The 11,082-nt window shown below is 71.0% G+C and carries 10 protein-coding genes and 1 tRNA gene; 9 read left to right on the forward strand and 2 right to left on the reverse strand.

The features are described 5' to 3' along the window. Positions 1 to 15: 15 nt before the first annotated feature. From mmsA to araA, 6 genes are all read left to right on the forward strand, one after another. On the forward strand, positions 16 to 1,545 hold the full coding sequence (gene mmsA / locus IEZ27_RS31105; RefSeq protein ID WP_189650502.1) for a multiple monosaccharide ABC transporter ATP-binding protein: 1,530 nt from the start codon (positions 16 to 18) through the stop codon (positions 1,543 to 1,545). Between the two features lie 5 nt (positions 1,546 to 1,550). Then, positions 1,551 to 2,819, forward strand: a complete 1,269-nt coding sequence (mmsB, locus tag IEZ27_RS31110) for a multiple monosaccharide ABC transporter permease (protein WP_221762428.1) — start codon at positions 1,551 to 1,553, stop codon at positions 2,817 to 2,819. 71 nt (positions 2,820 to 2,890) lie between these two features. Further along, on the forward strand, positions 2,891 to 3,874 hold the full coding sequence (locus tag IEZ27_RS31115) for a LacI family DNA-binding transcriptional regulator (RefSeq protein WP_189650638.1): 984 nt from the start codon (positions 2,891 to 2,893) through the stop codon (positions 3,872 to 3,874). A 53-nt stretch (positions 3,875 to 3,927) separates the two neighbouring features. Then, positions 3,928 to 5,547 carry a ribulokinase gene (gene araB, locus IEZ27_RS31120; protein WP_189650639.1) on the forward strand — a complete coding sequence of 540 codons (1,620 nt, stop codon included), beginning with the start codon at positions 3,928 to 3,930 and terminating at the stop codon, positions 5,545 to 5,547. An 11-nt stretch (positions 5,548 to 5,558) separates the two neighbouring features. Then, entirely contained in the window at positions 5,559 to 6,206 is a 648-nt protein-coding gene (locus IEZ27_RS31125) for an L-ribulose-5-phosphate 4-epimerase (protein WP_189650503.1), read from the forward strand. Further along, positions 6,203 to 7,657, forward strand: coding sequence for an L-arabinose isomerase (araA, locus tag IEZ27_RS31130; protein WP_189650504.1), 1,455 nt, complete (start codon positions 6,203 to 6,205; stop codon positions 7,655 to 7,657). Before IEZ27_RS31125 ends, araA begins: the two co-directional genes overlap by 4 nt. 7 nt (positions 7,658 to 7,664) lie before the next feature. Here araA and IEZ27_RS31135 read toward each other — a convergent pair whose 3' ends face one another. Further along, positions 7,665 to 8,012: a PLD nuclease N-terminal domain-containing protein gene (locus tag IEZ27_RS31135; protein WP_221762432.1), complete on the reverse strand. Its 348-nt coding sequence runs from the start codon at positions 8,010 to 8,012 to the stop codon at positions 7,665 to 7,667. Positions 8,013 to 8,076: 64 nt separating this feature from the next. Here IEZ27_RS31135 and IEZ27_RS31140 point away from each other — a divergent pair, with 64 nt between their 5' ends. From IEZ27_RS31140 to IEZ27_RS31150, 3 genes are all read left to right on the forward strand, one after another. Next, the gene (locus IEZ27_RS31140; RefSeq protein WP_308427316.1) at positions 8,077 to 9,285 is read left to right on the forward strand and encodes an FAD-binding protein; all 1,209 of its coding nucleotides are present in this window, start codon (positions 8,077 to 8,079) and stop codon (positions 9,283 to 9,285) included. A gap of 91 nt (positions 9,286 to 9,376) precedes the next feature. Beyond that, a complete protein-coding gene (locus tag IEZ27_RS31145) occupies positions 9,377 to 10,180 on the forward strand; it encodes an LLM class flavin-dependent oxidoreductase (RefSeq protein WP_189650506.1) in 804 nt (267 codons plus the stop codon). A 36-nt stretch (positions 10,181 to 10,216) separates the two neighbouring features. Further along, the gene (locus IEZ27_RS31150) at positions 10,217 to 10,612 is read left to right on the forward strand and encodes a DUF3224 domain-containing protein (protein ID WP_229824510.1); all 396 of its coding nucleotides are present in this window, start codon (positions 10,217 to 10,219) and stop codon (positions 10,610 to 10,612) included. 339 nt (positions 10,613 to 10,951) lie between these two features. Here the strand turns inward: IEZ27_RS31150 and IEZ27_RS31155 are convergent. Beyond that, positions 10,952 to 11,024 (reverse strand) — tRNA-Ala (locus IEZ27_RS31155). Between the last annotated feature and the right edge of the window lie 58 nt (positions 11,025 to 11,082).

Below are 11,082 nucleotides of genomic sequence, written 5' to 3' on the forward strand. Positions count from 1 at the left end.
CTGAGCGAGGGGCATATGACCGAGCACATCTTGCGGATGAGCGGGATCACCAAGACGTTCCCCGGCGTCAAGGCGCTGCAGGACGTCAACCTGGCCGTCCGGCGCGGCGAGATCCACGCCGTCTGCGGCGAGAACGGCGCCGGCAAGTCGACCCTGATGAAGGTGTTGTCCGGGGTCCACCCGCACGGCGACTACGAGGGCGAGATCGCCTTCGAGGGCAGGCGCTGCGAGTTCTCCGGTATCCGCGACAGCGAGCACGCCGGGATCGTCATCATCCACCAGGAGCTGGCGCTCAGCCCGCAGCTGTCGATCGCCGAGAACATCTTCCTCGGCAACGAGCGCGCCAGGCGCGGCTTCATCGACTGGAACCGCACCAACTTCGAGGCCGCCGAGCTGATGCGGCGCGTCGGCCTGGCGGAGAACCCCACCACCACGGTCTCCGACATCGGCGTTGGCAAGCAGCAGCTCGTCGAGATCGCCAAGGCGCTGTCGAAGGAGGTGCGGCTGCTGATCCTCGACGAGCCGACCGCCGCGCTCAACGACGACGATTCGGCCCACCTGCTCGACCTGCTGCGCGGGCTGCGGGACGAGGGCATCACCTGCGTGATCATCTCCCACAAGCTCAACGAGGTGACCGCGATCGCCGACTCCGTCACGATCATCCGCGACGGCCGCACGATCGAGACCCTCGACATGGCCGCCGACCACGTCACCGAGGACCGGATCATCTCCGGGATGGTCGGCCGCGCGCTGGACAACCGCTTCCCGCCGCACGAGCCGACGGTCGGCGAGGAGGTCCTGCGCATCGAGGACTGGACGGTCCACAGCCCGAGCCAGCCCGGCCGCAAGGTCGTGGACGGCGCCTCCCTCACGCTGCGCAGGGGCGAGATCGTCGGCCTGGCCGGGCTGATGGGCGCCGGGCGCACCGAGCTGGCGATGAGCCTGTTCGGCCGCACGTACGGCGTGCACATCTCCGGCAAGGTCTTCAAGGACGGCAAGCCGATCGAGATCCGGAACGTCCAGGACGCGATCAACCACGGCCTGGCCTACGCCACCGAGGACCGCAAGCGGTACGGCCTCAACCTCATCGAGGACATCAAGCGCAACATCAGCGCCGCCGGGCTCAAGGGCCTGTCCCGGCGCGGCTGGGTGAACGAGAACGAGGAGTACAAGGTCGCCGAGGAGTTCCACCGGAGCATGAACATCAAGGCGCCCAGCGTCAACAGCGTCGTCGGCAAGCTGAGCGGCGGCAACCAGCAGAAGGTCGTGCTCTCCAAGTGGATCCTGACCCAGCCTGACGTGCTGATCCTCGACGAGCCCACCCGCGGCATCGACGTCGGCGCCAAGTACGAGATCTACACGATCATCAACCGCCTGGCCGACCAGGGCAAGGCGGTGCTGGTGATCTCCAGTGAGTTGCCCGAGCTGCTCGGCCTGTGCGACCGCATCTACACACTCTCCGAAGGTCGCATCACCGGCGAGGTTCCCCGCCAGGAGGCCACCCAGGAAAGCCTCATGCACCTCATGACCAAGGGACAGGAGTAGCTCCGATGAGCAGCATCACGCCCGCCGACGTGCAGGTCGGCGGCAGCGCCGCCGGAAGTGACGGGGGAGCGCCGCGGCGGCCCGGCCGGGTGTCGCTGGGCGGCCTGTCGCTGAACCTGCGCTCGAGCGGCATCTACATCGCCTTCGCGCTGATCATTGTGCTGTTCTCGGTGCTCACCGACGGCGCGTTGCTCCAGCCGCAGAACATCTCCAACATCATCGTCCAGAACTCCTACGTCCTGATCCTGGCGATAGGGATGATCCTGATCATCATCGCCGGACACATCGACCTGTCGGTCGGCTCGGTGGTGGCGGTCACCGGGGCGCTGGCGGCCGTGCTCATGGTGAACATGGGCATGCCGTGGCCGCTCGCCCTGCTGATCACGATCGCCGCCGGCGCGCTGATCGGGGCCTGGCAGGGGTACTGGATCGCCTACTTCGGCATCCCGGCCTTCATCGTCACGCTGGCCGGCATGTTGCTGTTCCGCGCGCTCACCATGACCGTGCTGGGCAACCAGGGCATCGGCCCGTTCCCCGACCAGGTCCGTACGCTGGCCAACGGTTTCACCGACGGCTACCTCGGCAACGTCGGCCTCGGCCCGCTGGGCGGCGCCGACCTGTTCAGCCTGCTCATCGGCCTGGTCGCGATCGGCGGCATGGTCGCCGCGCAGTGGCGCACCCGCAACGCCCGCAAGGGTTACGGCCAGTCGGTCGACCCGATGGCCGTGTTCGCGCTGAAGATGGCGGCCGGCGCCGCGCTGATCCTGTTCCTGGTCGTGCAGCTCGCCCGGTTCAAGAACCTGCCGTGGGTGCTGGTGCTGCTGGCCGTGCTCGTGCTGGCGTACTCGCTGATGGCCAACCGTACGGTCTTCGGCCGGCAGATCTACGCCCTCGGAGGCAACCTCCAGGCGGCGGTCATGTCCGGCGTCAAGGTCAAGTCGGTGGTGTTCTGGATCTTCGTGAACATGGGCGTCCTGTCCGCCGTCGCCGGCATCATCTTCGCCGGCCGGCTCAACCAGGCCGGCCCGACCGCCGGCAACAGCTTCGAGCTGGACGCCATCGCGGCGGCCTTCATCGGCGGCGCGGCCGTGCAGGGCGGCGTCGGCAAGGTCGTCGGCGCGATCACCGGCGGCCTGATCATGGCTGTGATCAACAACGGCATGTCGCTCATCGGTTCGCCCAGCGAGCGGGTGATGCTCGTCAAGGGCGCCGTCCTGCTGGCCGCCGTCGCGTTCGACGTGTGGACCAAGCGCCGGGCCGGCGCCTCCCGCTGATCGCCGCAGTTCCCGGCAGCCTCGCGAAAGGAGAACCCGTGGTACCGAGCCCCAGGCGGCGCCCGCCGGTCATGGCCGACGTGGCCAAGGAGGCCGGCGTGTCGCACCAGACGGTCTCGCGGGTGCTCAACGACCACCCGAACGTCCGGGCCGGCACCCGCGCCCGGGTGGAGGCGGCGATCACCCGGCTGGGCTACCGGCGCAATCTGGTGGCCCGCGCGCTGGTCACCCAGCGGTCGCGCACGCTCGGCGTGGTGAGCTTCGACACCACCCTGTACGGCCCGGCCAGCATGGTCTACGGCATCGAGCAGGCGGCCAGGACCGCGGGCTACTTCGTCAGCATCGTCAGCCTGAAGTCGATCGACGCGGACAGCGTGCGCGACGCCCTCGACTACCTGGCCGAGCAGAGCGTGGACGGGGTGGTGGTGGTCGCGCCGCAGCGCTCGGCCGCCTCCGCCCTGGAGAGCCTGCCGGCCGGGGTGCCCGCGGTGGTCGTGGAGGGCGCGCACGGCGCCGACGTCTCCGCGGTCTGCATCGACCAGGTCGAGGGCGCCAGGCTCGCCACCCGGCACCTGCTCGACCTGGGCCACGAGACGGTCTGGCACGTCACCGGGCCGGCCGACTGGCTGGAGACCGAGGGCCGGATCGAGGGCTGGCGGTCGGCGCTGGAGGAGGCCGGCCGCCCGGTGCCCGAGCCGCTGCCCGGCGACTGGAGCCCGCGGGCGGGGTACGCGGCCGGCAAGGTCCTGGCCGGGATGGACGGGGTCACGGCGGTGTTCGCGGCGAACGACCAGATGGCCCTCGGCGTGCTGCGCGCGCTGAGCGAGGCCGGGGTGCCCGTGCCCGGCCGGATCAGCGTCGTGGGCTTCGACGACATCCCCGAGTCCGAGTTCTTCTCCCCGCCGCTCACCACGGTCCGGCAGGATTTCGACGTGGTGGGCCGCCACTGCATCGAGGTGCTGCTGCGGCAGATCGACGCCGGGCCCGCGGCGTACGAGCGCCTGGTGGTGCCGCCCAGTCTCGTCGTCAGGTCCAGCACCGCGCCGGGCCGATAGACGGCGGGCGAACAGACAATTTCCTGGAGAGCAATGTGAACGCTAACAAGTACGTGGTCGGAGTGGACTTCGGCACGCTGTCGGGGCGCGCGGTCGTCGTCCGCGTGGCCGACGGCGCCGAGCTGGGCAGCGCCGTCCACGAGTACGCCGAGCGCGTCATCGAGCACACGCTCCCCGGTACGGACGTGCGGCTCGGCCCCGACTGGGCGTTGCAGTCACCGCGGGACTGGCTGGACGTGCTGCGCCTGGCCGTGCCCGGGGCCCTGGCCGCCGCCGGGGTCGCCCCCGAGGACGTGATCGGCGTCGGCGCCGACTTCACCGCCTGCACCGTGCTGCCCACCACGGCCGACGGCACGCCCTTGTGCTTCGAGACGCCCGAGCAGCCGCACGCCTGGCCGAAGTTGTGGAAGCATCACGCCGCCCAGCCGCACGCCGACCGGATCAACGAGCTGGCCGCGCGCCGGGGCGAGAGCTGGCTGCCGCGCTACGGCGGCAAGATCTCCTCCGAGTGGGAGTTCGCCAAGGCCCTCCAGGTCGTGGAGGAGGCCCCCGAGGTGTACGCCAGGGCCGAACGCTGGATCGAGGCCGCCGACTGGATCGTCTGGCAGCTCTCCGGCGTCGAGAGCCGCAACATCTGCACGGCCGGTTACAAAGGCGTCTTCCAGGACGGGAGCTATCCCTCCGAAGACTTCCTGACCGCCCTGAACCCCGATTTTTCCGGCTTTATCGGCAAACTTGCCACCGGTGTGGTCGGCGACGACGTCAACGGCACCACCCTGGCCCCCCTCGGCGGGCTCGCCGGCCGCCTGACCGGGCAGGCCGCCGCCTGGACCGGACTGCCCGAGGGCGTCGCCGTCGCCGTCGGCAACGTGGACGCGCACGTCACCGCCGCCGCCGCGGACGCCGTACGACCCGGTCAGATGGTGGCCATCATGGGCACGTCCACCTGCCACATCATGCCCAGCGACCGGCTGGCCGAGGTGCCCGGCATGTGCGGCGTCGTACGGGACGGCATCGTGCCCGGCCTGTGGGGCTACGAGGCCGGGCAGTCCGCGGTCGGCGACATCTTCGCCTGGTACGTCGACAACTTCGGCGCCGACGGCCACGAACGCCTGACCGAACTGGCCGAGCGGCAGGCCGTCGGCGCGCACGGGCTGGTCGCGCTCGACTGGTTCGGCGGCAACCGTTCGGTGCTCGTGGACCACGACCTGTCCGGCGTGATCGTCGGCCAGACCCTCGCCACCCGGCCCGAGGACGTCTACCGCGCCCTCATCGAGTCCACCGCGTACGGCACCCGCATGATCGTCGAGACGTTCGAGCGGTCCGGCGTGCCCGTCGAGGAGTTCGTGGTCGCCGGGGGACTGCTGAAGAACCGCTTCCTCATGCAGGTCTACGCCGACGTGCTGCGCCGCCCGCTGTCGGTCATCGGCTCCGACCAGGGCCCCGCGCTCGGCTCGGCCGTGCACGCGGCCGTCGCCGCCGGCGCCTACCCGGGCATCGGCGAGGCCGCCGCGGCGATGGGCAAGCGCACGCGGGCCGCGTACGTGCCCGACCAGGCGCGCGCCGACGCCTACGACCGCCTGTACGCCCAGTACCGCGAGCTGCACGACCACTTCGGTGACGGGCGCATGCTGCACACCCTCCGCGCGATCAGGAACGAGGCCGCCAAGTGAACCACGAGGCAATGAGAGCGACCGTCGCCGGGCTGCACGCCGAGCTGGTGAACTACGACCTGGTCGTCTGGACCGCGGGCAACGTCTCGGGCCGGATCCCGGGCGAGGACCTGTTCGTCATCAAGCCGTCCGGGATCTCCTACGACGAGCTGACCCCCGAGAACATGGTCGTGTGCGACCTCGACGGCAACCTCGTCGAGGGCGCCCACGCCCCCTCCAGCGACACCGCCGCGCACGCCTACGTCTACCGCAACATGCCCGAGGTGGGCGGCGTCGTCCACACGCACTCCACCTTCGCCTCGGCGTGGGCCGCGCGCGGCGAGGCCGTCCCGTGCGTGCTGACCGCGATGGCCGACGAGTTCGGCGGCGAGATCCCGGTCGGCCCGTTCGCGCTGATCGGCGACGACTCCATCGGGCAGGGCGTCGTGGAGACGCTCAAGGGCCACCGCTCGCCGGCCGTCCTCATGCGGAACCACGGCGTCTTCACCATCGGCAAGGACCCGAAGGCCGCCGTCAAGGCCGCCGTGATGTGCGAGGACGTGGCCCGTACCGTCCACGTGGCCCGGCAACTCGGCACGCCGCTGCCCATCGGCCCGGACCACATCGACCGCCTGTACGACCGCTATCAGAACGTCTACGGACAGAGGAGCCCCCGTTGAACATCTGGTTTCTGACCGGCAGCCAGGGACTGTACGGCGAGGACACCCTGCGCCAGGTCGCCGAGCAGTCGCGGCGCATCGCCGAGCAGCTTCCCGTGCCCGTACGGTGGAAGCCCGTGCTGACCGACGCCGCGGCGATCAGGCGCGTGATGCTGGAGGCCAACGCGGACGACGAGTGCGCCGGCGTCATAGCCTGGATGCACACCTTCTCCCCGGCCAAGATGTGGATCGCCGGTCTCGACGCGCTGCGCAAGCCGCTGCTGCACCTGCACACGCAGGCCAACGTCCAGTTGCCGTGGAGCTCCATCGACATGGACTTCATGAACCTCAACCAGGCCGCGCACGGCGACCGCGAGTTCGGGTTCGTGCAGACCCGGCTCGGCGTACCGCGCAAGACCGTCGCCGGGCACGTCAGCGACCCGGCCGTCGGCGCGCGCATCGAGGCGTGGGCGCGCGCGGCCAGGGGCGTGGCCGAGGTGCGGGCGCTCAGGCTGGCCCGCTTCGGCGACAACATGCGCGACGTGGCCGTGACCGAGGGCGACAAGGTCGAGGCGCAGCTCCGCTTCGGCGTCTCGGTCAACACCTACGGCGTCAACGACCTGGTCGAAGCCGTGGACGCGGCCTCCGACGCCGACGTCTCCGCCCTGGTCAAGGAGTACGCCGAGCTGTACCGGGTGGCCCCCGAGCTGCTCGGCGAGCGCAACGAGTCGCTGCGGTACGCCGCCAGGATCGAGATCGGCCTGCGCGGCTTCCTGGAGCGCGGCGGATTCCGCGCCTTCACCACGAACTTCGAGGACCTCGGCGGCCTGCGCCAGCTCCCCGGCCTGGCCGTCCAGCGCCTGATGGCCGACGGCTACGGCTTCGGCGGCGAGGGCGACTGGAAGACCTCGGTCCTGCTGCGCACCCTCAAGGCGATGATGCCCGGCGGCACGTCGTTCATGGAGGACTACACCTACGACCTGACGCCCGGCAACGAGCTGATCCTCGGCGCGCACATGCTGGAGGTGTGCCCGTCCATCGCCGCCGGGACGCCGTCGTGCGAGATCCACCCGCTGGGCATCGGCGGCCGTGAGGACCCGGTACGGCTGGTGTTCGACGCCGCCCCCGGCCCCGGCATCGTCGTCGGCCTGGCCGACATGGGCGACAGGTTCCGCCTGGTGGCCAACGAGATCGACGTCGTCGCGCCGCCGGAGCCGCTGCCCGCGCTGCCCGTGGCCCGTGCCGTCTGGTCGCCGCGGCCGAACCTGCGCACCTCGACCGAGTCGTGGCTGACCGCCGGGGCGCCGCACCACACCGTGTTGTCCACCGCCGTCGGGCGCGAGGAGCTGGCCGACCTGGCCGACATGCTCGGCGTGGAGCTGCTGGTGATCGACAAGGACACCTCGACGGACCGGTTCGTCAAGGAGATGCGCTGGAACCAGGCGTACTACCGCCTGGCCCAGGGCTTCTAGTCCGCTTCTAGTCCTCCGGCGGCTTCTTCGGGGCGTTCCTGCGCTGCTCCTCGGCACGTTCGCGGCAGCGGCGCAGGAACTCCTCGTCGTCGTCGGGGTTGGTGGCGGCGAAGCGCCCGGGGCGGTCGTACTCGGGGAACGGGCTGGGCCGCGAGGCCGCCTGCGGCGCGCGCTCGGGGCGTCCGGCCAGCAGCCAGACGACCGAGCCGATCAGCGGGAACAGCAGGACGACGAGCACCCATACGATCTTGGGCAGGTTCCTGCAGACCGCGTCCGGCGTGGTGATCACGTCGAAGAGGCAGTAGAGCCACAACACGAGCGTGGCCAGACCCATGGCCTCGGACAGATACAGCACGGCCCCGAACGTAGTGACGGGCGGGAGAGCTGGCAAGGGATGGCCACTGATTAGGGTGAAAGCCGTGACGTTGACCAACTGGGCGGGCAACACCGCCTTCCGGGCGAGAGCCGTCCATCATCCCGTCTCCCTGGACGAGCTGCGCGGCCTGGTCGCCGCCGGTGACCGGATCCGGGCCCTGGGCAGCGGCCACTCCTTCAACGACGTCGCCGACACCACCGGCGACCTCGTCGTGCTCGACCGCATGCCCGAGACGATCGAGATCGACAGCGCGGCCCGCCGGGTACGCGTCGGCGCGGGCACCACGTACGCGCGGCTGGCCGAGGCGGTCCACGCGGCCGGGTTCGCGCTGGAGAACATGGCCTCGCTCCCGCACATCTCGGTCGGCGGCTCGGTCGCGACCGGCACGCACGGCTCCGGCGACGCCAACCGCTGCCTGGCCGCCGCCGTGTCCGGGCTGGAGCTGGTCACCGCCGACGGCTCGGTGTCGTCGTTGTCCCGCGGGGACGACGGCTTCGCCGGCGCGGTCGTCTCGCTGGGCGCGCTCGGCGTCGTCACCGCGCTGACGCTGGACCTCGTACCGGCCTTCGAGCTGCGCCAGTACGTCCGCGAGGGCCTGACGCCCGACGCGCTCGACGGCTTCGACGACATCATGGCGAACGGCTACAGCGTGAGCCTGTTCACCGACTGGCGCGACACCCGCGTCTGGCTCAAGCGCCGCGAGGAGTTCACGGACGACTTCTGGCACGGCACCCGTCCCGCCACCGCGCCACAGCACCCGCTGGCCGGGATGCCCGCCGGCGCCTGCACCACGCAGCTCGGCGTGCCGGGGCCCTGGCACGAACGCCTGCCGCACTTCCGCGCCGACGCGCCGCCGAGCGGCGCGGGCGACGAGCTCCAGTCGGAGTTCCTGCTGCCCCGCGCGCACGCGGTCGCGGCCCTGCGCGAGCTGTACGCCGTCGGCGACCGCCTGCGGCCCGCGCTGCACGTCTCGGAGGTGCGGACGATCGCCGCCGACGACCTGTGGCTCAGCCCGTTCCGCGACCGCGACAGCGTCGGCGTGCACTTCACCTGGATCAGGGACGTGGCCGCCGTGCTCCCCGCACTCGACCTGGTCGAACAGACGCTGGCCCCCTTCGACCCGCGGCCGCACTGGGGCAAGCTGTTCACCCGCCGCCCGGACTGCCCCGGCGACTTCCGCGAGCTGGTACGGCGGATGGACCCGGCGGGCAAGTTCGCCAACGACTTCGTCCGGCTACTGCTGGGGGAGTAGCGGCCCGCGCCGGGCTTGCGCCCGGCGGCGTAGGGGGCCACCGGTCCGGCGGACGATGTGCCGGCCGGGTCCGCACGCCATCGTGGAACGCATGACCGATCACCCGTTCAGATTCGGAGCCGTCGCCGGCCAAGCGCAGACCGCCGAGGCCTGGACCGGCCTGGCCCGCAGGGTCGAGAGCCTGGGCTACTCCACCCTGCTCGTCCCCGACACGCTCGGGACGTTGTCGCCGTTCGCCGCCGCGGCCGCGGCCGCCGCCGTCACCACGACGTTGCGGGTCGGCACGTACGTGGTCAGCGTCCCGTACCGGACGCCCGAGACCGTCGCCTGGGAGACCGCCACCCTGCACACCCTGACCGGCGGCCGCTTCGAGCTGGGCCTCGGCGCCGGCCGGCCCGGCGCCGAGCAGGACGCGGCGGCGCTCGGCGTGCCGTTCGGCACGCCCCGCGAGCGCGTGGACCGCCTGGCCAGGACCATCGACGCGGTGCGGGACACGGTGAAGGAGGTGCCAATCCTGGTCGCCGCCTCGGGCACCCGCGTGCTCGGGCTGGCCGCCCGCAAGGCCGGCACGGTGGCGCTCGGCCTGCCGCCGCAGCACACCGAGGACCAGGTCGCCGCCCGTCTCGACGAGCTGTACGAGCTGGCCGGCGACCGATTCCACGACCTGGAGATCGGCATGAACCTGATGGCCGTGGGAGGCGAGCCGCCGGCCTGGCTGACCAGCCGGTTCGGCCCGCTCGGCCCCGACGCCACCGGCCTGCTCACCGGCACCCCCGACCAGATGGCCGAGACCCTCCGGCGGCGCAGGGAGCGGCTCGGGGTCTCGTACGTGTCGGTGAACGCCCAGTTCATGGACGCTTTCGCCCCGGTCATCGAACGCCTGGCCGGTACCTGACGGAAGCTGACAGGTACACCCGGCAAGATGACTCCCATGACCGCAAAGGGAACCTTCGACACCGCCGGCTGGGACGCCAAGCCGCCCTTCGACGAGCGCGACGGCATCACGCTCGGGCTCGTCAGCATGACCAAGACCTTCCACGGCGACCTGACCGGGACCAGCGTCGTGAACCTGATGGTGGCCTCGACCCCGGTCGAGGACTCACGGGTGTACGTGGCGCTCGAACGCATCGAAGGCACCCTGGAGGGCCGCAAGGGCAGCTTCGTCGTGGCGCACCACGCGGTGAGCGACCGCGGGTGGCAATCGCTCACCGTCACGGTCGTCCCCGACTCTGCAACCGGCGACCTCACCGGCCTCCGCGGCCACATGACCATCACCATCGCCGCAGACGGCACCCACTCCTACACCCTCGACCACACCCTCCCCTAACCCCGATCCCGCCACACCGGCTTCCGTGCCCGGTACGGGTTGCGCGGGCCCTTCTGCGCCTCGTACGCCCCGGCCGGGCTTCCGTGTCTGGGCGGGGCTCGTGTCCGGGCTTCGCGCCTTGTACGGCCCGCGTCCGCCCCGTACCGTCCGCGTTTGCCCAGCGTAAGGTCTGCGCCTGCTTTTCCGCCCCGGCAACAGGGCTGGTTCGAGGTGTGAGGGGGCCGGGCTGCGTTTGGGGAACGCGGATTCCCGTAGACGGCGAGACTTGGCTCGCTTCAGAAGGGATTGTGCCCGAAGAGCTGGGCGAGTGACCGCCCGGATCGGGCGGTGGGAAAGGGGTGGAGCTATGGGGATTCGAACCCCAGACCTCCTCCATGCCATGGAGGCGCGCTACCAACTGCGCCATAGCCCCTTGCTGCGATCACAAGTGTATCGGACTTCGGGGCCCGCGAAACACATGCGCGTACCAG

Origin of the sequence: Nonomuraea spiralis (genome assembly GCF_014648435.1) — a bacterium.
Classification (GTDB): domain Bacteria; phylum Actinomycetota; class Actinomycetes; order Streptosporangiales; family Streptosporangiaceae; genus Nonomuraea; species Nonomuraea spiralis.